Below are 23982 nucleotides of genomic sequence, written 5' to 3'. Positions count from 1 at the left end.
TGTTACTAGTGGTATATGGAATTTCTCCATATTTGAACATGGATATATTCATTGAATTGGCTGTTCGGTGAATGGCAAGACGCGGAGAAATTATGGAAAGTAGAATTCCATTACCTACAGACAATATTTATAAGTTCTATGCTCTATTTGGTTTATTGCTGGTAGTATTTGCATCTGGAGCATTGCTTTATGTTAATCAGTCATCAAATAATTTGGTTTATGAGCTTACTGTTGAGTACCAGAAACTAATCAATGTACCTGAAGAAGTACGAACTTTGGAAGAAGCTGCAAGGATTCAGATTATCGAAAGTAAACTTAGTGTTTCAAAGAGCAACAAAAGTTTCTTCATCATTTGTATTGGTGTCATTGTCGGGATTGGTAGTTTGATGGTAGGTTATGGCTTTCTTACTTGGCATAAGGTTATTCAACCCATGCAAGATGAATTAACACGGCTAAATATTAAGAAGTTGAAGCAAGAGGTAGGTGAAGAGTAACTGGCTAATGATGTGATTGTTAACTATCGAGGCGCCCATGACTATTTCGAGAACTAAGTGGATGCTTCGCGAGCTTGAGAGTTAAATAACTAGCTATATTTTATCACTGGATAGCTAGCTTTAGATGCAGTATTTCTGGGGGGTTGAGATTTCAAGCGCGACTGAGCTTCTACTCTGGTTCGGCTAATACTTCAACTGATCTAACAACATATGGTGTTGGTTGCATTATCGTTACCTTACTTTCAGAGAATAAAACTACATTTCTTCCTTCCCCATACGAGCTGTTGAAAATCAAACCATCATAGCTCTGAATTGTTCTTAAAAATTCACACACAAACTGCGTGGGAATGTACTCCAAGTGCGACTTCTCAGGAAGTACTGGCTCAGATAGTTCATCTGAAAACTTCTCTAATAGGTTTAGACACTTTAGTGTTAACTCTATCTCGTCTTCATCAAACTTAAGTAAAGGTAGTTTCTGTTTTGGATTTGTAAGATCTACAAGTTTAAGATCTTCACCTGCAACTACTTCAGATAAGTACACGGTAGCCCCATTACTTGGCCTAACCTCTCTAAAACAGGTGTCTTTATCTTCTGCAAGATACAAATATGGTATACCTACGGGGTTGGCTCTACCAGCAGAAGCGACTGATTTAGGTGGAGCTCCCATTGATTCTCGCGTTAGAGGCTGATCTGATATTCTAGCTCTATAAAAAATAGAGCTAATAGGCCTTTGTTTTACTAAAGAGTCAACTGTGTTGAGAAAGGTACTTCCTTCTATACTACTACTTTCTTCCGCTAAGGTTGGCGCGGTAAATATCTTCCCATATAGTGAATTTTTTGGAAAAAATCTATTCTCTTGAATTAGGTGTGTTTTGAAGGTTCCCCACTGATCTTTGAACTCTAAAATACTCTCTGTAAGACAGTATGATCTATCTATAGATATTTCACCTAGAATTACATTGATAAGGCTAGCTGGATCATTGACCCTGGACGATACAACTTTTAAGTCTTTGACATATATTGATGAAAGATGGCTTCCATGTTCATGTTCTTTCACGCAAGCTAGAACTAACTCAAACAGCCCTGTCAGCTTGCATGGCTCTATGGTAAGAACTTCATCAGATCCACAGAAGTGGCAATAATCCATGCCGCCCTCTCGTTGAATCATTTCCTTTACGGCAGTATCCGTAAAACAGTTGATACAACATAGTTGAGGCATAGCTACTGGCCTTCCTCCAAGAAGTTACACACCGTTTCAATATGATGCTTCATGGACAACTTTTTAACCTGTCCAAGTCCGGGGAAGTGACCTTTACTATGTAGCGCTCTAAACTCATCAAGGGAAGTTGAAGCGAAATAAATATTCTCATTGTCAACATCAAAAATCAGGTTCTCAAGAGCTTCGGCAAACTTCCCTGCGGGGTCAGTTGGAGTTCCATCATCAGTTGATGAGTAATGTCGTACAAACATCTCATCAAACATATCCTTGTTTATATATGAGAGGTGAATGGTAACGACATAAGCGGGGCCCCCTGACTCAGAATAATCACTACCTACAATCGTGTAATCACTAAACCCAATTGAATTATTGATGTTTTGAAATGAGGTATGTAGGTGTGAGAATGATGACTCTTTAGAGTAGTCAGCATTTCTTTTCTGTTTCTTAAAGAAGTCTCCAAAAAGTACCGTATTAGCTAACCTAGAAATAGCAGCTGGTGGTAAGTCACTATCTACAACCGTCAGTTCTGCATCAGTTGCTAGTTGAATCGAGTCGTTATCGATACCCCCTGTGATCTGCAACGCAAACCCGTCTGACAAGGATCTTATTACGGCCCTTGCTTCGGCTACGTTGCCACCTCGAACCACTGCACATGGTAGATAATCTATACCAGCCTCGCCGAGAAGCTCAAACAGGTGGGAGTGACTGCCCTTAAAATCTCCGACTGAGGGATTTAAAACTACTAAGGGCTTGAACTTATTGTCGTTGAGGTATTTTATTGTACGTAGTAAGGGGGAGAGGTTTGCTCGGACGGGCTCGATGATTGGTCGAAACGTAGCGGGGGAGAGGCTTTGTGATAACTCTCTGGCAGCTAACAACTCAAATTGCTTTCCTCTAAGGTAGGGTAAGTACATCGACTCTCCTCGCTGGTACAAAAAATCCGTTTTAGAGAATCAGCCTGGCTTCTTGAAAACTGATAACTGATGGCTGCATTCACTAGTATCTTGGGTAATGCATTGATTAAGCTAGAGTCATTAAAACGCTTTTCTTTCAAAACATCAATAAAGCAATTTGCGATTATCGAAGGTTCTAAATCTCTCAAAACTTGCCTGCAGCTAGTCATCAGGCGGCTATTAGGTACGCTAGGGATTTGCCCGGTAGCTCTTTCGACGAGCAAGGTATATTCATCTTTCCTCAGAGACTTTATCATTAAGTCAACATCAATGGGCTTTACCCTATGTGAAGCTTTTCTTTTTACACTCAGGTTATTTCTTTGGGTTAACTCTATAACACCTACACTTGGATCTGTTGCATCTAGCACTGTATGAAGGTGTTTTTGTGAACACACAACATAAACTTCATCGAACAGCCCTAAGTAGTCATTTAGCTGTTCTTCGAGACGGGAAAGGTTGTCGTAATCACTCTTAATCTCGTAGCACGTGCTTTTTCCGTTGATGACCACACAGTCAGCTTTGCTCTTGCCAACTCGAAACTCTGATAACATCACCGCGGTGTTCAATGAGTGTCGGCCCAAAAGAACTTTGTTAGCGATGGTATTTTTGAAGTAGTACTCGGCTCTGTAGTCTTTGCTTAACTGCTTGTAAGCTGACTCGTAAACTTCAGATACGTTGAGGCTTCCAGAGCTAACACCAAGATAGTCTTTAGCGACTTTTCTTACAAAAGACAGGTCACCATCAGCTAGAGCCGATAACTTACCGCTATTGAAAAGCTTTGATGCAGTTCTTGCATTTAGTGACATTTGGCTACGTGTTCAAAAATTCGGGTTGTAAATATACATACATAACACAATAGCTCAATCACTTTTTGATCACATAGGCTTCCTGCCTTTAAGTGTGGTGCAACTCATACAACAAGCCTGCTGATATTCGAGATGAGTCTTTCTTCGGCTCGCTTACCGCCGGAGCACCCGTGACAATCACAAGACACCCAGAGCAATGGCACTAACGGCGTCGTAAGCGTTGCTGGCGCACATTCGCCGACACAAAGGCAGGATTCTGCGCATCATAGCCATGCCCGGTAATGGAGTCTGATAGATGTGCGTTGAGCGATTTACTCTTGTCGACCATATGGGTTTGCACTGCTTGAGCGATAATGTGTGCGCGGTTTCGTCCAAAACTGGAGCTCTCTTTTTGGCCGTTCCAGCCCGGTGCAGTGTACACGTCATGGGTTCCGTCTGACTTAGCGACTTTTTGGGTGCGTACAAACTCGGCATATGCCACCCCCGGCGCTTCTTGGTCCATGCCCAGTGGTGTGTAACTACTTGGTGAGCCGAGACCCCTAGACACTTGTGAAGCTAGCTCGTGGCGGCGTGTCGCATCACTCAAGATGTTGCTGTAGAGCACCGCATGATCAGCACGGCCTTTGGAGAGCGCACCGGGTTGCATCACCTTGGAGCCCGACGCTTCCGGGGTTTGCAGCCAGTTTGCGGTGATGTTGGCCAGGCGACCATATTCAGCAGAGGTGCCGCCGGTTTCATTGACGCTCTTTCTAATAAACTTATCTGACACCACGCTAAAGCGGGACGATAGACCTTGTGAGACCTCACGTTGTCTGGCTTCGTCCATATGTCTGCGCCCGGAGGTTCCAGAGCGATAACCCGCGCGATGGGCGAGTGAGCCTTGCTGCTTCCATTTGAACCCGCTGCCCATACTATCGGCAATAAACTGGCGGGTTTGGGCGGCGTTACTATCGAATGGGGCACGCAAGCCACCCTTAACCCTGCGCGTTAACTCATCATTGATTGCATGCCGTTTGTAGATGTCATAAGCGATATCTTCGGTCTGTCCCCGAGTGAAGCGCACTCCCTGCTTAATTTGGCGCGATCGAGTCACAACATCAGTGGTGTGAGCCCACTGCTTCATTCCTCTGAGTGAATGGCTATCTCTTGGCATAAGCGTACCTGCAATGGCTAATGATTTATTTGTCATTATTGTGCAGGGGCCAGTTGAACGCAAAGTCCACATATAAAAAGTGGTTAATTGAGTGCTGCGCGCCTTTGTTACTTCGGCCTTATAGCTGCTCCACATCCCAATACGGCGGCAACCTGAGTTGGCCGCCGCTGTAGGCACTATATGGGTTGTCACTGCATACATTCAGAACGTATGCGCTATCTAATTGGCCGTGCACTCGCTGCTTGGCAGGCCTTGGCCGGGTGAGATGTTGCTTGCGGTTGCGATGCATTGTCCGCTGGCGTTGTCCTGCACCTTAAACTCGATGCTGTAGCTGCCGCTGGTTTTGCCGGTTGCTCGTTGCCAGCGGCCATTGATTAACTCGGCGCTGCGACAGTCACTATCGAGGCATAGGTATACCCAACTAGCGCTGTGCTCGGTTTGAACGTGGTAAAGCGTTCCGTCGCTCTCTAGGCCAAATGCTTTGCCATCATCAGGTGGATCGATTGGGCCTTGGCAGTCTGGGTGACTTGGGTTGGTATCACAATCTGGCTCCTGTGGTGGGGTGGTGCCGCCCTGTCCGTCGTCATCGTAGTTGAGAAAACGCGGGTTGTTGGCGAAGTTATCCAGCCAATAGCGGGTCACCGCGCTGTTGTTTTCTACTCGCGAATCCCCCCATATCTCGGCGGGCCAACCGTACTTTGGCCAATCTGAGTTGATGTAAACCAAAGCTTGCACGTCCAATCTCTCGATCACTTCATCAAGGCGACTCAGGTAATCGATAAAACCTGCGGAGCTGCCGTTGGCTGGCGCTTGTGCTGCGGCTTCTGCAATCATCAACGGTTTACCGAGGCTTTGTGCCCAGTCAAACACCAAGGCGATGTTGCCATCGACCCGCTGTCCCTCGCAGTTGCCTGAGCCATTTACTGGTAGGCAAACGTCATGGTTGAACATCGATAGCGCGATCCAATCTACATACTCGCCGCCTGGATAGAGGTTCTTCGCGTCGTTAAACCAGCGTATTGGGTGGTAGACGAAGTCAGCATTGCTTACACCGTTGGTCTCGCGCAGGCGTTTGGCGATGTAGTTATAGGTATTGATGTAGGTTGTGGGGTCTTGAAACAAGTATTCGTTAACTTCGTAGCCGATGCGCACCATAAACTTGAGCTGGTTATGTTGCTTAAGGATTTGGGCAATCGCATCGATCTGGCCGTCATAGTCTCCGTTTAATATTTTTTGCATACCACAGAGTGTGCCACCCGCATCGGGAGCCCCGCAGTTGGCAGCCCAGGTATTGTCTTTGATGCTTAACGCAACTAAAGCGTGAGCTCCGGGGTAGAGGCCGTGGATGTAGCTTAAAAACCGGTTGTTATCGCGGTCGTCACCTTGCTCGATGCGCCCGCTGTAGATGGTGCTGTAGTGGGATGAACCTGAAGGCGTTATCCCAATGCCATTTACGTAATCATCGAATTCGGCTTGGTAGGTCTGGCCAATCAGGAGTAGGGTGTTGCCGGGGCCCGGTGCGTACTGTGCGGCACCCACATTGCTCGCCATGAGCGACCAGAGCAGCATTGCGCCAGCGCAAAGGCCTATTGTTCGTTTCATCTGTCATTCCTTTTGAAGTTAAAACGTTAATTGCCATTTCGTCAGTCGCACGGGTGAGCACACAAGTTATTGTTTATAAGTTATTTAGCTTCTCTGTGTCTTCTATCCAATCCTCTAGAGAAGCGAATATAGTTAGGCACTCGAACAAAAAATTAACAAGTGAGAAATCTTTCAATTGAGAGCTTTGTCAATTAAATGTTGGGTATGTCAATAAGTGTGATGGCGGATTTTTCGATTGTTTATAGGTTGCTGCGTTTGTGTTGGATACCGCTAGGGGCTCACTGCTTATTGTGAGTTGAGCAAGCTTATGCAATTCCAGATTGCTGCGAAGGCCATTGCCAATGGCTTCATTTGCCAGAGAGGCCCTGTCATTGACCTGTGGGAAGCCTTCTTATTCTCGACTCTGTTCGCTGCTTTGTTGCGGTGAGCAGGCGACCCTGATGGCGCACATGGTGATGTCCATGCTGTTTTGCCAAGTCGATGACGGAATCGGTTTGGTGGATGTCCAGCGCCTGCTCACAAGGGCCTATTTACTTTGCTTCGCCAATTCCACGAGAGTTGCAAACGATTGGTATGAACTGCCGAGTTTTTGCTGTGCAGTCTGTACTTGCTCCTTCAATTGGCGCTGGCCAGACAATAGCTGGAATAGTCCAACCCCAGTCCAACCCAAACCCAGTAGCAGCTGAAGCTGAAGCCAAATGCTGGATGAGAGCGCAGGCTCCTCAAACAACGACTGTAGGCTGCCTAGCAGCGGGAAGATGCCTATTGCCAATAGGCACATCGGAGGTCTTAAGTAGGCAAATGGTGCATCGCGGAACTGCTGGGCAGCGTCGAAGTGGCCATCGATTTTCAGCACCTGCGGGCAGACCTCGTCGGCGTTGTTGGTGATTCGGTTGTGCAGGGTTTGCGAAGCGGCGCAGAAGGCAAAACGCACGCGTTGACCCGGCTCAAGGCTATCGACTGGCGTCAGTGTTGGTAGGGTAAAGCGATGTGCGGCATCTTCCGGTGGCTGATCCGCGTCGCCAGTAAACCAGATCTGCTTACCATCACAGCCTGCCAAGGTGCCGCGGGCGATGGTCACTGAGCGATCCGGGCGGTTATTGGTGGGGCGGCCAAATGGGCAGCGAGCGCGAAAGTGCCGCCAGAGAAAGCCAGCCACTGGCAGCGCCAGTAAACCGATAATGCAGTTTATAAACACGTCGCCAAAATCTCGCGACATGCCATAGGCATTGACGGCGCAGAACGTTATCAAAAAGAGGTTGAAGTAGTCTTTGGAGCGCTTTTTTGGGAGTTCTAGCTGCTGGCGTTCATCGGGTTCGATTTCACGATGGCGTTCGATAGCCAAGTTCAGCGCTGGGGCCGGGCCAGGGGTGGCAAACTGCGCTTCCCATTGGGCTGCGTAGAAATCGGTTAGCGCTTGCCCGTTGATGGATACCAACCAAATCCGCCCTTTATGTAGGGCAACCTCAGCGGTGACCTCTTCACCCCATTCGGTCATCTCACCAATAAAGCGCCCGGTTAGTCGGTAAGGGCCAATTAGATACTCATTGGTCATACCGGATTGCGGCTTAGTCGAAAACAACATACCTACTCGCCCCTTGATGCGATAAACCGGCGCATCGGGTACGTAATGGCGATAGACCAGCCAGATAATCTGCTGCTCTTTTAGGGTAAGTCTGCGTAGCGGCGGCTGCGTTGCCAACAACTTAAGCTTCTGGCGACTGCGATACATGCCATAGGGAAGCCTGATAAACAGATAGAAACTAAAAATACAGCCGAAGATGATAATGAGGATATCAAGCATGGGGTTTCCTTAGTGTGGTGCATCTTGCTAGCGGTGTGTACTTATGTGCAGCTGGCTGAACGGAGCGCTGTAAGTGCATGAATGTATAGGATTAATTGTTTGATTTCTATAGTTAGAACAAGAAAGCGTATTCAGTGTAGGGTGCGGCTAGCTGCACTGAATAGAGCTTGCTTATTACTGTCTGGTAATGGCAGTAAGCGTATCCACCAACCTGCTCTATTATTCGTGCAGGCTTAGTGGCTGTAGTTGGTCTAACCATCTGATTGATAGACACTATTGATGATGTTAACTTTAGTGTTATTAAGGGATTTATGGAATTAAATAAACTGGTTAGTCAACTTAAACTCCGTTATCGACTGTTGACCCAGTTGGTTGCAGCTTTGAGTTTTTTTCCGGGTATGCTGGCGGGGTATTTGTGGCTTCCGCTGTTTGAGCATCTCGAGGCACTCTATTCGAGAGGAACTGTTGGCATCTTATTCATCGCGATCTTGGTGCTTCAGTTAGCCTGCAATATCACTCTAGTGTTTTTCTGTTACCGCTACTTGCTTAAGCGAAGTATTGGAATCTCAAACATGGAGTACTGGGAGTTGGCGTGGGGTAGATGGTACCCCGCAACGTGGTATAAGCGGTGATGTCAGTTAGCTTGTTGAACCAGGGCGTTACAAGCAACTCCGTGAGGCTCATTTCACTAGCGCGGGTCGATTCTGTTTCAAACGTCAGTGGACAAGGATAGTCATGAATGAATCCATTTACTTCAGAACGTCCCTCTTTGATGTTACTGAGGAGAAAGAAAATCCAATAAATCCAGTTTATGGGATATCGCTTTTGGAGTGGTTAAGAGCTGGGCTAGCTAATGAACTAGTTATCACAGAACCAGATGCAGAAGATTGGGGCTGGTATAGTGAGTTGGAATATGAGGGTAGCAATTACCTCATTGGGGCATGCGCACTCTATGAGCAAGGCGATGATCCGGCCGTGGAACTAGAGTGGGTGTTCCAAGTCGTCAAGCATCGCAGCTTCAAAGAGAAGCTCTTTGGTAAAAACAAAATGAGTACTTCTGATGCTTGCTTTGTGTTCTTTAAAGAATTGTTTGAAAAACATCCTGATATCAAAGAGGTACAAGTTGGCTAAACCACTAACAAGCAGAGGCCGCATCGTACTGCGGGCTGAACTAGTGCGCGCACCTGCTTTTAGCGTTGCGTGACAACTCGAAAAGTTATGATAAAGCCCAAAATATGGATTGTACTTGCAGCTCTCGCATTAACTGGTGGATTGGTTTTCTTTGGTATTGCTGGGAAGTTCTATCTCTCTTTCTTGTTCGATACAGATGCTAATCCGATGAGACATGAATACCTTATCGGTGTTGCATTGTCTGTTATGCTCTCAATTCCTTTTTGGGTATCTGCATCTGGCTTTATTTATCCGATACGGGCAATGGTGCCAAAGTCGTTGTTTTGGGGAGTTAACATCACGACGATTTTAACTGTTGGAGCTTTTTTTCTTGTGAACATTTTGCCGCTGTTTTTTATGTCATTTGGCAAATAGCAACCGCGCCAGATAAACGGATACAAATTAGTAGACAGTTTCGCTTAGAGCTCCGGTATGACCAACATGTTTTCTCCGATGTTAAGGGCGTTATGACGTAGAGGATACGAATGAGTTGTTTGGTTTGTGGCACTAAATTACCGGCACTCTATAAACTGTTCTTTAAGCCGTCGACTGGCATCGAGTGTCAGAATTGTCATTCAGTGTTGAATCATAAAAAGCGCAGCCTGTTTTTGACGTACCTAGCGCTAGTGGTTTTTATTGGTTTCCTTGTCGCTGCGATGGAGCAAGGAGGATTTTGGTGGGCTGCTGTCGTTATCAATCTTACGGTATTGGTTTTGCTGCAGTATTTAGCTCCCCTGAGGGTCATCTATGAAAACAAGCACCACAAGTAAAGCTATAGCAAGGCGAAACCGCCCTGCATGCTAGACGCGCCAATGCGCGCCTTTGCTTGCGGTGTTAATCCGCGGGGCGAGTCCGCCACTTCTAAGCCCCAACAACACTCACTCTCCACCGCTGTTTACCCGCCGCAGTAACATCCACAGCCACTCCACCAAAGGCCCGAATCACCTCAACATTGGTCGTTGTATGCAGCGACGGCTTGGTGGTGGTAAAGCTGCCGCCACCTGCTAGCACCATGGGCAGTAGTAGTTGATCTGCCAGTTGTTCTTCTACCGCCGCGCCCGATTGCAATAGCTTGTTTAAGCGACCTACTGCACGCTTGGCGACGCTTTCGGCGGAGATGCCGGGTTCGCCGGTGATATCGAATTGGTTGCAGTAGCCGCCTTGGTCGACCTGTAGCATCAGGATATTGCCCGGGCCGGGGGAGGCCACATCGGTAACCGTGGCTGGATGCTCTGGCAGTGATAGCAGCGCTTTAGCTTTGCTGACCTCTCGCTCGGCAATGCTTCGTGGCAGCAGGCTGACCAGCGCGGTGATGCTGAGGTGTTTGGCCAGATTAAGCGGTTTTATCGGGTTCTCGCTTAGGTGAAACGGGCGCAGCGCTTTAGCTGGCGTTAGCTTCAGCGACCAGCGGCCACCACCGGCGGGGTAGAAGCCAAGGCGCTCAATAGCGAGCTCGATACCTACGCCCATCAGCCGCAGGACTGGGAAGTAGGCGTTTTGCAAAAAGCTGAGCGATGGGGCGGCCTTGGCGTGGGTGCCGCCCTCGAAGCTGAGGCTGGATTCGCCTTTGGCTACCGCCAGCACCGGCAATACGGTTTGGCAGACCAAGGCGGTGCTGCCTGCGCTGCCAATGGCGAAGTGGTAGTTGCCAGCCGTCACCTTGCCGGGGGTAAAGATCACTCGCTGCGAGCCGAGCTGGTCGCCCTCGACCGTTGCGCCGCAGACCTGCTGCGCGGCCTTGACGCAGGTGAGGTGCTGGCGCAGCAGGCCGGGCTTATTACGTTTGGCGCGGATGTTGACGATCTCCACGCTTAGCTGTTTGAGCATTGCCAAGGTAAGGGCAGAGCGCAGCACCTGACCGCCGCCTTCGCCCATGGCACCATCGATAAGCACTTTTTCGCGTGTTGCTTGTGTTCCCTGTGTTGCTTGAGCAGCTTGAGTTGCTTGCATTGCGTTCTCGCTATCTTTATTTGGCTTAGTTGTTTTAGCTAGCGGGCTTAGCCCTTTACGCACACCACTTGTTTTAGGGTGTGCACCACTTCTACCAGGTCTTGCTGGGCGGCCATCACCGCGTCGATATCCTTGTAGGCGTGGGGGATTTCATCGATCACCCCTTCGTCGGTGCGACACTCCACCCCTTGGGTGGCGGCGATTTGGTCTTGCACGTTAAAGGCCTTCTTGGCCTGAGTGCGCGACATTACTCGCCCGGCGCCATGGCTGCAGCTATTGAAGCTGTCGGGGTTGCCCAGCCCGCGCACGATAAACGAGCGCGCGCCCATACTGCCGGGAATAATCCCCAGTTCGCCTTTTTGCGCCCGCACTGCGCCCTTACGGGTGACGTAGCAGTCTTTGCCGAAGTGGTGCTCGCGCGACACATAGTTGTGATGGCAGTTCACAGCCAGCTCGGTGGTGCTGAAGTTAACGCCCAGCTCGGCCTTGAGCGCGGCGATGGCGTTGAGCATCATGATCTCGCGGTTTTTGGCGGCGAAGTCCTGGGCCCATTCCACCGCTTCCACGTAGTCGTTGAAGTAGTCGCTGCCTTCGCTGAGGTACGCGAGATCCTGATCCGGTAGCTGGATTTGGTGGCGTTCCATCTCCTTTTTGGCCAGCTCGATAAAGTAGGTTCCGATGCGGTTGCCGACACCGCGGCTACCCGAGTGCAGCATGATCCACACCGCATCGTGCTCATCGAGGCACAGCTCCAGAAAGTGGTTGCCGGTGCCCAGTGTGCCAAGATGGCTGACGTTGTTGGTCTTGCGTAGCACTGGGTGTTTGTCGCAGATCCGCTCAAAGCGGCCCTGTAGCTTAAGCCACTCGGCACCCACGTAGTTGGGGATCTCGCCCCAAGCGCCGTTATCGCGCTTGGAGCGCCCTGCACGGCCCGAAGTACGCCCATGGGGCACGGCGGCCTCAAAGGCGCTGCGTACACCGAAGAGGTTATCGGGCAGATCGGCGGCCTTGAGCGAGGTTTTGGTAGCGACCATGCCACAGCCAATGTCCACGCCCACGGCGGCGGGAATAATCGCTTCCACCGAGGGGATCACACTGCCAATGGTGGCGCCTTTACCCAGATGCACATCGGGCATCACCGCGATATGCGAGTGAACCTGCGGCATGGCGGCGATGTTAGCGAGTTGCTGCTGGGCTTTCTCATCGAAGGGCACGCCCTTGGTCCAGGCTTTAATCGGTGCCTTGCCTGCCGCTTCGATAAGCTGGTAATGGTGGTTGTTACACATGCTGTTGTTCCTGTTTTTCTTGTTGTTTGTTCTTTCTTTTTGATGCGTATCGGTGTCGCGGCGAATAGGGCTGACAGATATCAGCCCCTATTGTGGTGTTAGTGATGCTAAGCGAGTTTCACCGCGCTGTTCATCAGACCTTCCAGGCCACCGTAGACGTTTAGGTTACCGACTTTTTCGGCGACCTTCTCCAGCGCTTCCAGCTCTTTTAGCCGCAGCAGGGTGGGGTTGTTCTCCATTACCTTGGCGGTGTTGTGCAGGCTGCGCGTGGCGGCGGTTTCCTCACGGCGTTTAATTACATTGGCCTCGGCGGCTTTTTGCGCTTCCACCACTTGGTTGAGGATGGCCTTCATCTCGCCGGGCAGGATGATGTCTTTCACACCCACGCTCTCCAGCGCTACGCCCACCGCCGCCAGCGACTGTTGTGCCAGCTCCTTCACGGTGTCGTTGATGTAGAGCTTATCCACCAACAGCTCGTCCAGCGTTTTGGTGCCCACCGCTTCACGCAGAGCTAGCTGCAGGCTTTTGTAGACGAAGTCGTCCACCTTATCGACCTTGTTGGCCGCGAGCTGGGCGTCCGTCACACGAATGTTCGCGCTCAGGTTAATGCGCAGGCTCACGCGGTCCTTGCTCAGGATCTCCTGACCGCCGATCTCCAGCAGCTGGTTGCGCAGGTCGTAGATCTTCACCTCTACCCGCTGATTCAACTGCCAAAAGCCGTAAGGACCGGGCTCGAGCTCTTTAATGAACTGGTTGTCGATGTACAGCAGGCCCTTGTGCTGCTTATCCACCATCACTTCGGCGACAGGCTTAACAGCGGCGCGACCCGGGCTGCGCACCAAGTGGGTGGCCGAGTTCATATCCGACTTGTTCACTTGCTGCAGGAGCGAGTTTGCCAGCTCGATGTTTTGGGCAATGTTGACGTGCTCCAGGCGCGAGTTACCGGCGTCTTTCCACAGGTAAACCTGCTCGCTAGGCGCGATAATGCCCCACAGCATCTCGTTGAAGTAGAGCAGGCCCACCTCATCACTGGCGATGGTCCAGTGTTGAATGTGCTCGGCCAGCTCCGGGTGTTTGTGGAACTGACGCTGCTGGTTCTCCGACTCCAAGAACATATTGTTGATATCGAAGGTGACAAAGCTTAGGTAGCCGAGCGGATCCCACAGCTTGTGAGTGCCCGCGCTCAGCACCTTGTGAAATTTTTGGTCGTTGAGTACCACAACGCGTTGGTTATCGGCGACCGTGATCTTTTTTGAAAACATGGTGTTCTCTCCATATTGGGGCCAACAAGGTTGCAAACGTGAGGGGCAGGGAAGAGCGGCTGGGCCGGATAGGGAGCATCCTACTTGCTACCCGGCGGTACCTCGCTTCTACTGACCGACAGCGGTTGTTAACGTTGCCAGCTGTGTTGCTGTTGATTGTTTTTGGAGCGGGAGTTGAACCCGCGACACACGAATTAGGAGTTCGCTGCTCTAACCAAACTGAGCTATCCAGGGGTTTAAGTTGGGAATCGAACCCAATCGTCAGAACGATCTCTGATGCCCGTCCATAGGCTTAAACGGTGTGATCGGCATACGCAGTCGCAGGGCTCAGCGTACCGGGGTGAGCTAGAGTCACAGCCTTGCATCACACTATTAGCTAGTCAATCAATGTGCCAAAGCGGGAAAATGGCGCTTAATAAATCTGTAAGCTGCTGTTTATTAATGGATAAATTTAAATGTGTCGAGTTGGCTAAGTTGTGCGGTGTGGACTTTTTAGTCAGTAGATGAAATCCTAATGGATAGGTATTTATCTATATGGATATGTCTATGGCGAAGCGAACCATCGCTCTGAGCTTACTGGGTACCCAGTTAGATTTTGGTGGCAAGACCATCGACCGCTGGAATAAATGGCGACCTAACGTCGGCCTGTGTAGCCAGGAGGATCTGGTGATCGACGAGTTGCATCTGCTGCACGACAACCATCGGCAGAACCTGGCGACCACCGTCTCCTACGATATCAACTCAGTGTCGCCGGAGACTAAGGTCATCCTGCATGCGGTGAACTTTGTAAACCCCTGGGACTTTGAGGAGGTCTACGCCAAGCTCTATGACTGGTGCGCCCAGCAACACTTTGATACTGACCACAACGACTACCTGTTCCATATCACCACCGGTACTCACGTTGCGCAGATCTGTGCCTTCCTGCTTACCGAGAGTCGCCATTATCCCGGCCGCTTGATTCAAACCTCGCCCGACACCCATAACAGCAATCGCTCGGTGGGGCGAGTGCAGATCATCGACCTCGACCTATCCAAGTACGATCAGCTAGCCAAGCGCTTCGACAAGGAGCATTTGGAGGGTAAGGACTTCCTGAAAGGCGGTATTCAGACCCGCAATGCGCAGTTTAACCAGCTGATTAGCCAGATAGAGAAGGTGGCGATCCGCTCGCGTGAGCCTATTCTGCTCACCGGGCCAACCGGGGCGGGTAAATCCCAGCTGGCTTCCCGCATCTATCAGCTTAAAAAACGCCGCGCTATGGTGGACGGTGAGTTTGTGGCAGTGAACTGTGCCACCTTACGTGGCGAGAACGCCATGGCGGCGCTGTTTGGCCATACCAAAGGGGCGTTTACCGGGGCGCAAAGGGCTCGCGATGGCTTCTTGCGCACCGCCAATAACGGGGTGTTGTTTCTCGATGAAATCGGCGAGTTGGGTATTGAAGAGCAAGCGATGCTGCTGCACGCCATCGAGAACAAGCGTTTCCACCCGGTGGGCAGCGACAGCACGGTGCACAGCGACTTTCAGCTGATTGCTGGCACCAACCGCAACCTCAAGCAACTGATTGCCGAGGGCAAGTTCCGCGAAGACCTACTGGCGCGGATCAACCTGTGGACCTATCAGCTGCCGGCGCTGCGCCAGCGGCTGGAGGATGTTCCACCAAACATCGATTACGAGCTGGCGCGTTTCACCACCGCCAGCGAGCAGCAGGTGCAGTTCAACAAAGAAGCGCGCCAAGCCTTTGAGCGCTTTGCCCAGTCGCCACAAGCGCTGTGGAGCGGTAATTTCCGCGACTTAGGGGCGGCGGTGACCCGGCTGTGTACCTTGGCTGACTCATCGCGTATCACCACCAAGGATGTGAGTGAGGAGGTTGCCCGTTTACTGCAGCTTTGGCAGCGCGAAGAGGATAGCTTCGCCTGCCTGCATCGCTTCGTTGAGCCATCGCACATCGCCCAACTCGATGAGTTTGACGCCCATCAGCTCGATTATGTGCTGTCGGTATGTGAGCGGCATAAGTCGATGGCCGCAGCTGGGCGAGAGCTGTTTAACGTAAGCCGCGAGAGCAAGGCCAAGGTGAATGACTCCAGCCGCCTGCAAAAATACTTGGCCAAGTTTGGCCTGAGTTGGGGGGATATTGCCGGTTAAACGGGGCAGTGGAGAGTAGGTTGGAGATAATTTTGTCAGTTGCGCTGGTTTCAGGGAAAAATATCGTTACTTGTGATTATGGGTTGTTTTTATTCTTCTTTGGTTGATGTATTTCAACAACTTATTTGTTGGATCATGCAAAGTAAAGGATCTGCTGAAGTTTTATCGGAGCGATGTTTCAAGCTTCGGCGCTAAAGATGTTTTACAAGGAAAATGTAGTGATCAAGTACACCCCTCTAGTTCTTCCCCTCCTTCTCGCTGGTTGTGGCTCTTCAAGCGGCGGAAGCCAAGAAATCACCGGTGCGCTCAGCGGCAAAGTAATCGACGGTTACGTGTCTGGCGCGACTGTGTTTTTAGATCTCAATAACAATGGTGTAATGGATGCCAATGAGCCACGCGCGGTTAGCACCGACGCTGGCGAGTACTACTTGGAGCTAACCGACAACGATCAGGTTTGCTTAAACTATGTGCCAATCATTGTGGATGTGCCCGTGGGCGCGATTGATGAAGATCTGGGCGTAGTCGAGGAAGCCTATCGCTTGGTGCTGCCGCCGGTTATGGCCGATGTGGACCATGACAGCCATATCACACCGCTAACCAGCTTAGCGTGGGATGCCATGACGGTAAGCCTGCCAGATGACTACTTTAAGGTCGGTTGTAGCGGTATTAAAAACAGTACCGAGCTGCACAAGAAGCTGCTCGAAGCCCTTGATAAGTCCACCTATGACTTAGGCCAGATGTACAACCTGAGTCAAGATCAGATCTACGGTGACTTTATCGCAAGTGGCGACCAAGAAGCCCATGAGTTAGCCATGAAGATCGTTCAAGGCTACCAGCGAAGCTTTCGCGAACGCGCAGACCTGATTGCGGATGACTACAACGTGTGGGCCTACCGCTACATGTATATCTCGGGTGTTCCCGGTTATGAGCACTACAACGACTATGGTTATGACTGGATGTTGACTGGCGGTTATGCCAAAGCCTCTTCTGCCAAAACTCATGACACCTTCGCGCTAACCACCTTGTACAGCGCTGACTTCGGCGAAGAGCAGCAGCTTTACTATCGCACGGGGCGCAGTACCGGCGTTGAGCAAGACCCTAACGGCGCGATGCATCAATACGGTACGACACTGAGCTACCAGTTTTCGTCGGGTTATTACTGCGAGCGCGAAGTGAATGTGGAGACGGTCTGGGATGAGGTCGATCGCGACTTTACCCGTTATTACCGCGCCACCGCACCAATGCCAGTGGCAACGCCAGAGGATTGTGTGTATGAGGAGTTTGATGTATCTGAGACCCATACTGAGCTGGCCTATCGAGACCGAAACAACCAAGACTTTCTTATTGCACACTACGAGACCTTCTCTTCGTTGATTAACCTAGAGATGTCCGACTTTCCGGCAATCAAAGCGGAGATTGAGAGCTGGAATATCGGTTGGTATGACAATGATGACTTCGATTACTCGCCTGCTTGGTGGCTAAAAACGCTCCATGAACAAGAAGGTGAGCAGGCCATTCGAACAACCCGTAATCAGGACGGCTATGGCGAGAAGGTGATCACCAATCCAGATGGCACTTACGTGCGGCTTTGTGCGATAGACCCGGCCTATCCTGAGTTCTCTGAAGAAGCCTGCCACTAATCACTTATTCAGGCAAAGCCCGCGGGTATTCCTGCGGGCTTTTTTGTACGCGATTTTCAAGATATATGCATGTTCCGATGTCCGTTAAATAGCTGTAGTAATCAATCACTACTAATCAAAACGCCGTGTATTTGAGGTTTACAAAAGCATGATATTGGCGATGGAAATGATTGAGGTGAAAGCCGCGCTGTAGCTAGGTATATTCCTCCATTTTCTGCCGGTACTACGTATGCCAATCTTGTTCTTACATGCCTTAGCACTGTTGTGGCTGCTTGCCGCTTTGCGTTGGCTTGGTCGCAGCATTATCGTGCTGCGTCAACGTCGCCGTTGTGGGCGCTATCTCAAGCCAGTTGTGACTCTCACACGTGAGCCTACGGCTGAGGAGCAACAGCTACTGCAAGACCTTCAGCCATGGCGCCTACGTGGCTTGCTGTTTCTGCTCGCAGCCGTATTTTATTTTTCCAGATACATCCTGGCTTATCTCGATACCTCCGTGCCGGCGTTGCTGCTGGGCCATGCCAGTGCAAAACTGCTGGCAAGCTTTGCCGTGTGTGGTTTGCTGCAACTGGCGGCGAGTCAATGGCGCAAGTGGCGGATAGCCAAACGCCGCCTTGGTGAGCTTGAGATGAGCCTGACACAGGTGGAGCACAAAGGACGAAACCTGCGCCTGCAGCTACGCCCGCTTGGTGATGAGGCGGTGTTTAGCATGGTGCTGGCAGCAGATGCCGGCGACTTCTTCAATGAGGGCCAGCTTTGCTCGGTGGTGTGCGACCTGCGAAGCGGACTGTTGCTATCGGTCAATCAGCGGCAACGGCCAGCACCGAAGCTGAATGCACGCAGTTTCTCTCGCGCGAGCTGGGCGCTAGGGTTTGCCGCGGGCGCGGCGGTGCTGGCTAACACGCTGTCCTGGCAGGAACTGAGGCCCGTGAGTTTGTCCTACCTTCGTCCGGCGATTGAGTTGGGCGCCGATGATGACTGGCAGAACGTGCCGGTAGCGGTTGGCCAGCAGGTGAGTTTCACTGGCCCGGTTAACTGCCTGATAAACGACAACCATTATTGCCAACGCTTTGCCGAGCCGCTTAGCGAGAAGCTTGCCAGCGGGCGCTTCACGCAGGTGCCCTCTTGGCAATGGCTGGAGCATCAGGGCTTAAATCTGTTTGTGGATAAGGCGCTAATCAGCGACCAGCGCCTAACCCGCCACCCGCAGTGGAGCCGCGAGGCGCGCGAGCTGGAGCATATCGCCTATAACCGCCTGCGCTTGGCCGACAATGCGCGTGCCTTGCAAGCCTTTGCGCCGATCTGCGATGAGTACTGCAGGCTCTACCAGCTCTATCTACTCGAGCTGTGGCGCGAACTCGACCCGAAAACCGTGTTCAAGCTGCAAATCAGCGAGTTCGAGAAATGGCAGGATAACTGCGAGCGAGAGTATCGTCTGGCAATCAAAGACAAGCTGGACGACTACCCCTACGTATGTCCCGATTACCGCCCAGAAGATATGCAGATTAGCGAGCCGCTAAGTGCGCGGATGCTGGCCTTTAAAGGCCCCAATGAGCCCTTACACTTGGCGGTTGAAGAGCGCGATGGCCGCTTGGAACGCTTAATGCGCGGGCTAAGCAAAAACATCAGCCGCCGAATCTACGCCGAGTGGCGAGAGCAGAGTGTCGCACCGGGGCGGGTGTGGGTTGATGCAACATCAGGCGAGCGTAGCAGCGACTACCTTAACCCGCGCTATAAATCAGACTACCTGTTCGAGGAGCAACAGCTAGCCGAGTATAGTCAGCCACTTATTGCCAAGCTACACGCGTTTTTTGTGAGGCTGGAGGGCGGGATGCAAGCCTACGCCCAGCTACCAAGGGCGGGCATTGTCACTGCCATCCATGCCACAGAGCAAGGTGAGGAGATCTGGCTCGATAGCTCGCTGCAAGGGCCGCATCGACTGGCCATTGTGCTGCATGCAGGTTTGCTGTTGCTGATGGTGGCGGGTGTAGCTGTGAGCACGTTGCTGCTGCGACGTCGCTAGCCAGCAGCTGTTGGTAGTGTTAGCAAGCAGCGTTGGTTAGCCGGTTAACAGTCGACCTTTAAGCATCAAATATATCTCCATGATATTAATGATGTTTTTTATTAAGTTAGATATCGCGAGTAGCGTTGTGCTCGCGATATTTTGTTCTGGGTTCGCCCCGCAAAAACTTTTGTGACTACCCTCACGGATGGGTTCCACAGCGATTTACAGTGCGTTCGCTAATCGACTAGTTTGACCTGTGCTTGCAGTGAGCAAGCCCGTTTAGTTCACTTTACCCGATTACCAAGGAGGTATCGCCGCACTTTCACCGACCTTATTGCTTCACACTTGTAACTACAAACAGTTCGACCCATTCAAATAAGCCATACGGCACCTAAAACATATTTACCAACGCTATGTGGGTCTGGTTCATCCATCGGTATCGAGACATACCGCTGAGTTTATTTACTTCATCAAGACTGAGGAGAGGAGGCTAAAGCCCAGCGCTTTGCTTGGGGTTTTGGTTTGGTCTTGATGTGTGCAATCGATACGTATACCCGAGCAACCTCAAGATGCAGGATTCAGAGGAACTCAATGTCCTTAGGGCGAGGCGAAAATGCGAAGGAATGATGGCTCATTTCGAGTGTTTTCAACGAAGAACTATGGGCATTGAGTTCCTCCCGAAGGGCGAGTTTTCCAGCCCCTCATACTGCGTTACTGCTCCTTGATTTAGACCACTAGATCGGCGGATCAGTGCCTTGTCTGAGGAACTGGAAAATCTCGCTGAACAAGCATCTTGGGGTTGTTCGGGTATAGTGATAACTATTGGAGTTGGTAATATGAAACACCTTACGCAGTCGCTGCTTCTAGCGAATGTTGTACTAATGTCTGGCTATGCGCACGCAAGCTCCCAAGTCTTTGTGGATGTGAACGTAGAGCATAGCGTAGGCGGTATCTCAGAGTTTGACCGCAGCAAGTACATTACTGTTCACTCGATGTCGGCCACCACCGACTGGGATGGTGACGAAGACAAGCTCGACTATCTGTTCAATGACATGGATGCCTATTTTGGCCGCGACAACGGCTCGCTTCCTTGGTGGGCAACCCTGGTCGACCAAGACCCTAATCGTCCCGGCTACGCGGATCCCAACAGCATTGCCGAGCTGGGCAAACAGCAGCGCCTGGAGGACTACGGCAAAGACAAGGCCTACCAGCACAAATATGAAGACCGCTTCCATGTGATGGTGGGTGGGCAGATGAACCAGCTATGGCTGGGCAATCACACCGGCAAAGACGGCTGGACCTTTAAAAACACCGATGCCATTGGCGAGTACATGGGCCGTTTCCTTAACGAGTTCTATCGCGACGAGGGCCAAGACCCCACTCAAGGTCATCCGCGTCCGAAATATCTGGAAGTGTTGAACGAGCCACTATGGGAAGTGGTGGATACCCACGGCGGCGACCCGCTTGATGTGTTTGTATTCCACAACGAAGTAGCTGAGGCGATCCGCAAGCATAACGATGATGTGATGATTGGTGGCTACACCACTGCCTTCCCATGGTTCGATGACAAGAAGTTTGCGCACTGGAACGAGCGGATGAAGCTGTTTATCGACACCAGCGCCGAGTACATGGACTTCTTCTCGGTCCACTTTTACGACTTTGGTTACCTCAACAGGGATCGTGGTGTGGCCAACTTCCGCGGCGGCCGAATCGAAGCCACCTTGGATATGATGGAACAATACCAGATGCTCAAGCTCGGTGAGATCAAGCCGCTGCTTATCTCGGAGTACGGTGGACGCGACCATAAGACCGAGCAACGAGTATGGTCGGCGCGCAACGACTGGCAGACCATGAAGTCATTCAGCCCGATGATGCTGCAGTTTATGGCCAAGCCTGATCAAATCGTTAAAGCCATTCCATTTAGCCTAATGAAAGCGGAATGGAGCGGTGACGGCGGCCGTAACTACCCATGGCGACTGATGCGTCATGCTGACGAGAAAGGCGGTGAAGAGGGCGATCACTACGTATTCTCGCACATCATCAAGTTCTACCAGCTGTGGTCTGAGGTAAACGGCACCCGCGTTGATACGCGCTCTGACAATGCCGACCTGTTGGTAGATAGCTACGTGGATGGCGAGAAGGCCTACGTGATTATCAGCAACCTGATTGATGAAGATGCCGAGGTCTCGGTGAATATGGCGAACACGCCGCAGTCGCAACTGGCCGGCGTAACCCTCAAGCACCTGCACTTTGCTAACTGGGAGCCAACCCTTACCGTTAGCGAGCATAGTGACCTGCCTGAGAGCATCACCATCGGCGCGGAAGGCACCGTGGTGATTGAGTACAGCTACAAGCAGCCGCTGGAGACCAACGAGCGCGCCATCGAACGCAAGTACTACGCCGACAGCTACCTGCACGAGATTAAAAAGAACGCGCCGATTAACTTCCAGATCTCGGATGTGAAAACCAATGAGTTTGGCGAGGCGGTATTGCGCTTAAGCTTTGGACGTAAGCATCGCCGCTCTAAGCAGCCCGTGGTTACAGTGAATGGCACTGAAATCGCGGTACCTGAGAACTTCGCTGGCGATATGCAGAAGAAGCGCCCGCAGTTCTTTAGCATGTTGGAGATCCCAGTACCCAATGCGCTGCTAAAAGAGGACAACCAGATCAGCGTAACCTTCCCAGACAAGGGCGGGTTTGTGACAACGGCGACGCTGCAAACCTTCGAGTTTAGTGCGGATATTCGTTAGTAAACTCAGCTAACAGCTAACAGCTAACAGCTAACAGCGGGCACCCAAGAGGTGCCCGCTTCCGTTTAGTAAGCAAACTCAGAAAACTGCGCCGTGTTATCTCCACGACCGGAGCCGCCAAAGGTGTAAAGCATCACGCCTTGGGGCTTACCCGCTAAGCTTTGGGTTTTCCCCAATGTTTGCCACTCTGCGTTGTGTTGCTCGGTGGTTGGGCTGTAGTGTACGCTCACTTCACTGCCTTGTTTGGTAATGCTTAATCTAACCGCCGAATCGTTAAAGTCGGTAATGCCCTCGATGGAAGGTCGGCCCGCAGCTTCGACTACAAATACTAACGACAAGCGGCCATTAAACATCTCTTTGCTTATCTTGATGTAGTTGTTGTCATCCCAATACAAGGCAACACCGGCTTGCTCATAGGAGCGTTGGGGCGTGAGTTCAACGGTAACCTGTGCCGCAATTTCTTCACTTTCTATTGGCAACAGAAACAGGTTGTTGACCGGCGCATTGCCATAACCCCAGATATTTCCCTGCGAGACCTGTACGCTCAGCGTTTGCTCATCAAGTTGCCAGTGGGCGGGGCGCTCGTTCAGTAGCTGCCAGTGCATGATATCGATCATGATTGTTGGTTCCTCAAATAGCCTTAGATCATTCGCTGGCGCAGTTGATAGAACACCTGCTCCAGTTGCTCAGTGCTGTGGTCGGCAAGCTTAGCCAGCTCGCGTTCGATAGCGTCAACGTAGAGTTGATTGCGCATATCATCGAGCTTGCCGTAGTAGTGGATGCGTCGCCCCAAGATAAAGTTGTGCTGCTCGCTCGGCGGCATCGACAAGAAGCGCTCGGTGGTCGCTAAGAAGCGGCTCTTATCCTGTGGTAGTTGGCCGTTTAACTCGGTGAGCAGGTTAATCGAGTGGTAGTTGCCATAGTGGCTGTCGATGCCGCTTAGTTGGCTAATCAGCGCTTGCTGTTCGGCGACCATCTCTACCTCGCTCAGCGGCGTAAAGGTGCCTTGCTGAACCATCTCATCGAGCTCGGTGCCGGGTTTAACCGCCAGTGTCAGTACCCGGAACTCTTCGGGGTTGATCTGGTTAAGCAGCGCAGCCGTTTCGCTGACATGCTGCTCGGACAGCTCTTTGCCACCCAGCCCGATAATGATAAAGGTCATCATCTTCATGCCCGCCTGCTTGGCGTACTCGGCCGACTTGAGGATCGACTTGGGGGTGATGCCCTTTTTCATCTTTTTGAGCACCTCAATGGCGCCGGACTCCATGCCGCAGTAAAGCATGTTCAGGCCCGCATCACAGATCGCCTTCATCTCTTCGGGCGACTTCTTGCTCATGGTTTGGGCGCGGCCGTAGGAGCTGATCTGGTTGAGCTCGGGAAAGGCTTGCTTTAGGGTGCTAAGCACCTCCAACAGATCGGCGGTGTCCATGGCAAAGGAGTCGCCATCTTGCAAGAAGCAGTTGGTGAACACGCGGTCTTTGTAAAAGGCCTTGGCAGCCCAGATATCGCGCTTGATATCCTCAACCGGGCGAATCGAGAAGTCCATTCCCTCAAACAAGGTGCAGAAGCTGCATTTATTCCATGGGCAGCCTTGGGTGGTGCGGATCAGCAAGCTGTCGGCTTCCGAAGGAGGGCGAATGGGCCCTTGTTGGAACTGAAGCTGGTTCATAGCAGTACCTGTGTGTGGAATTGAATGAGCGCATGCTACGCCTTGCTAGCTAAATGAAAAACACTATAGTGATCGATACATTC

General features: G+C 51.2%; 18 protein-coding genes and 1 tRNA gene. 7 read left to right on the top strand and 12 right to left on the bottom strand.

Features of this window, described 5'->3' with window-relative positions; all coding sequences use genetic code 11:
* The first annotated feature begins 92 nt into the window (after positions 1 to 92).
* Complete coding sequence (locus tag G461_RS0103735; RefSeq protein ID WP_026970841.1) at positions 93 to 494, top strand: hypothetical protein; 402 nt, start codon at positions 93 to 95, stop codon at positions 492 to 494.
* A gap of 169 nt (positions 495 to 663) precedes the next feature.
* Here G461_RS0103735 and G461_RS23195 read toward each other — a convergent pair whose 3' ends face one another.
* The 6 genes from G461_RS23195 to G461_RS0103700 all read right to left on the bottom strand — a co-directional run bounded on the left by G461_RS23195 (position 664) and on the right by G461_RS0103700 (position 8031).
* Positions 664 to 1662 (bottom strand): RES family NAD+ phosphorylase, encoded by a 999-nt coding sequence (locus G461_RS23195; RefSeq protein WP_051333335.1) that lies wholly within the window; start codon positions 1660 to 1662, stop codon positions 664 to 666.
* A gap of 53 nt (positions 1663 to 1715) precedes the next feature.
* Positions 1716 to 2627 (bottom strand): sce7725 family protein, encoded by a 912-nt coding sequence (locus tag G461_RS0103725; RefSeq protein ID WP_026970840.1) that lies wholly within the window; start codon positions 2625 to 2627, stop codon positions 1716 to 1718.
* Entirely contained in the window at positions 2585 to 3472 is an 888-nt protein-coding gene (locus G461_RS23190; protein ID WP_035479219.1) for a sce7726 family protein, read from the bottom strand. Before G461_RS23190 ends, G461_RS0103725 begins: the two co-directional genes overlap by 43 nt.
* A gap of 202 nt (positions 3473 to 3674) precedes the next feature.
* Positions 3675 to 4535 carry a T3SS effector HopA1 family protein gene (locus G461_RS0103715; protein WP_157360226.1) on the bottom strand — a complete coding sequence of 287 codons (861 nt, stop codon included), beginning with the start codon at positions 4533 to 4535 and terminating at the stop codon, positions 3675 to 3677.
* Between the two features lie 309 nt (positions 4536 to 4844).
* Positions 4845 to 6227, bottom strand: a complete 1383-nt coding sequence (locus G461_RS0103710) for a family 31 carbohydrate-binding protein (RefSeq protein WP_157360225.1) — start codon at positions 6225 to 6227, stop codon at positions 4845 to 4847.
* A 526-nt stretch (positions 6228 to 6753) separates the two neighbouring features.
* Positions 6754 to 8031, bottom strand: a complete 1278-nt coding sequence (locus tag G461_RS0103700; RefSeq protein ID WP_026970837.1) for a hypothetical protein — start codon at positions 8029 to 8031, stop codon at positions 6754 to 6756.
* Positions 8032 to 8766: 735 nt separating this feature from the next.
* Between G461_RS0103700 and G461_RS0103690 the strand changes: the two genes are divergently transcribed.
* Both G461_RS0103690 and G461_RS0103685 read left to right on the top strand, forming a co-directional pair.
* The gene (locus tag G461_RS0103690) at positions 8767 to 9162 is read left to right on the top strand and encodes a hypothetical protein (RefSeq protein ID WP_026970835.1); all 396 of its coding nucleotides are present in this window, start codon (positions 8767 to 8769) and stop codon (positions 9160 to 9162) included.
* A gap of 87 nt (positions 9163 to 9249) precedes the next feature.
* On the top strand, positions 9250 to 9576 hold the full coding sequence (locus G461_RS0103685; RefSeq protein WP_026970834.1) for a hypothetical protein: 327 nt from the start codon (positions 9250 to 9252) through the stop codon (positions 9574 to 9576).
* Between the two features lie 486 nt (positions 9577 to 10062).
* Here the strand turns inward: G461_RS0103685 and rtcA are convergent, their stop codons facing one another.
* The 4 genes from rtcA to G461_RS0103660 all read right to left on the bottom strand — a co-directional run bounded on the left by rtcA (position 10063) and on the right by G461_RS0103660 (position 13929).
* On the bottom strand, positions 10063 to 11151 hold the full coding sequence (gene rtcA, locus G461_RS0103675; RefSeq protein WP_051333349.1) for an RNA 3'-terminal phosphate cyclase: 1089 nt from the start codon (positions 11149 to 11151) through the stop codon (positions 10063 to 10065).
* 47 nt (positions 11152 to 11198) lie between these two features.
* Positions 11199 to 12437: an RtcB family protein gene (locus G461_RS0103670; protein WP_026970831.1), complete on the bottom strand. Its 1239-nt coding sequence runs from the start codon at positions 12435 to 12437 to the stop codon at positions 11199 to 11201.
* 107 nt (positions 12438 to 12544) lie between these two features.
* Positions 12545 to 13699 carry a slipin family protein gene (locus G461_RS0103665; protein ID WP_026970830.1) on the bottom strand — a complete coding sequence of 385 codons (1155 nt, stop codon included), beginning with the start codon at positions 13697 to 13699 and terminating at the stop codon, positions 12545 to 12547.
* 163 nt (positions 13700 to 13862) lie between these two features.
* Positions 13863 to 13929, bottom strand: a tRNA-Arg gene (locus G461_RS0103660).
* 316 nt (positions 13930 to 14245) lie between these two features.
* Between G461_RS0103660 and rtcR the strand changes: the two genes are divergently transcribed.
* The 4 genes from rtcR (at position 14246) to G461_RS0103640 (ending at position 22230) form a co-directional block, all read left to right on the top strand.
* The gene (gene rtcR, locus G461_RS0103655; RefSeq protein WP_026970829.1) at positions 14246 to 15838 is read left to right on the top strand and encodes an RNA repair transcriptional activator RtcR; all 1593 of its coding nucleotides are present in this window, start codon (positions 14246 to 14248) and stop codon (positions 15836 to 15838) included.
* A 218-nt stretch (positions 15839 to 16056) separates the two neighbouring features.
* Entirely contained in the window at positions 16057 to 17478 is a 1422-nt protein-coding gene (locus tag G461_RS25365) for a hypothetical protein (RefSeq protein ID WP_157360224.1), read from the top strand.
* 229 nt (positions 17479 to 17707) lie between these two features.
* Entirely contained in the window at positions 17708 to 19498 is a 1791-nt protein-coding gene (locus tag G461_RS0103645; protein ID WP_026970828.1) for a hypothetical protein, read from the top strand.
* 818 nt (positions 19499 to 20316) lie between these two features.
* Positions 20317 to 22230, top strand: a complete 1914-nt coding sequence (locus G461_RS0103640; RefSeq protein ID WP_026970827.1) for a hypothetical protein — start codon at positions 20317 to 20319, stop codon at positions 22228 to 22230.
* 65 nt (positions 22231 to 22295) lie between these two features.
* Here the strand turns inward: G461_RS0103640 and G461_RS0103635 are convergent, their stop codons facing one another.
* Entirely contained in the window at positions 22296 to 22847 is a 552-nt protein-coding gene (locus G461_RS0103635) for a DUF1349 domain-containing protein (RefSeq protein ID WP_026970826.1), read from the bottom strand.
* A gap of 23 nt (positions 22848 to 22870) precedes the next feature.
* Positions 22871 to 23899: a B12-binding domain-containing radical SAM protein gene (locus tag G461_RS0103630; RefSeq protein WP_026970825.1), complete on the bottom strand. Its 1029-nt coding sequence runs from the start codon at positions 23897 to 23899 to the stop codon at positions 22871 to 22873.
* Positions 23900 to 23982: the final 83 nt, after the last annotated feature.

It is taken from the genome of Aliagarivorans marinus DSM 23064, from assembly GCF_000429485.1.
GTDB lineage: Bacteria > Pseudomonadota > Gammaproteobacteria > Enterobacterales > Celerinatantimonadaceae > Aliagarivorans > Aliagarivorans marinus.
This window is presented reverse-complemented; position numbering and strand designations above follow the sequence as displayed.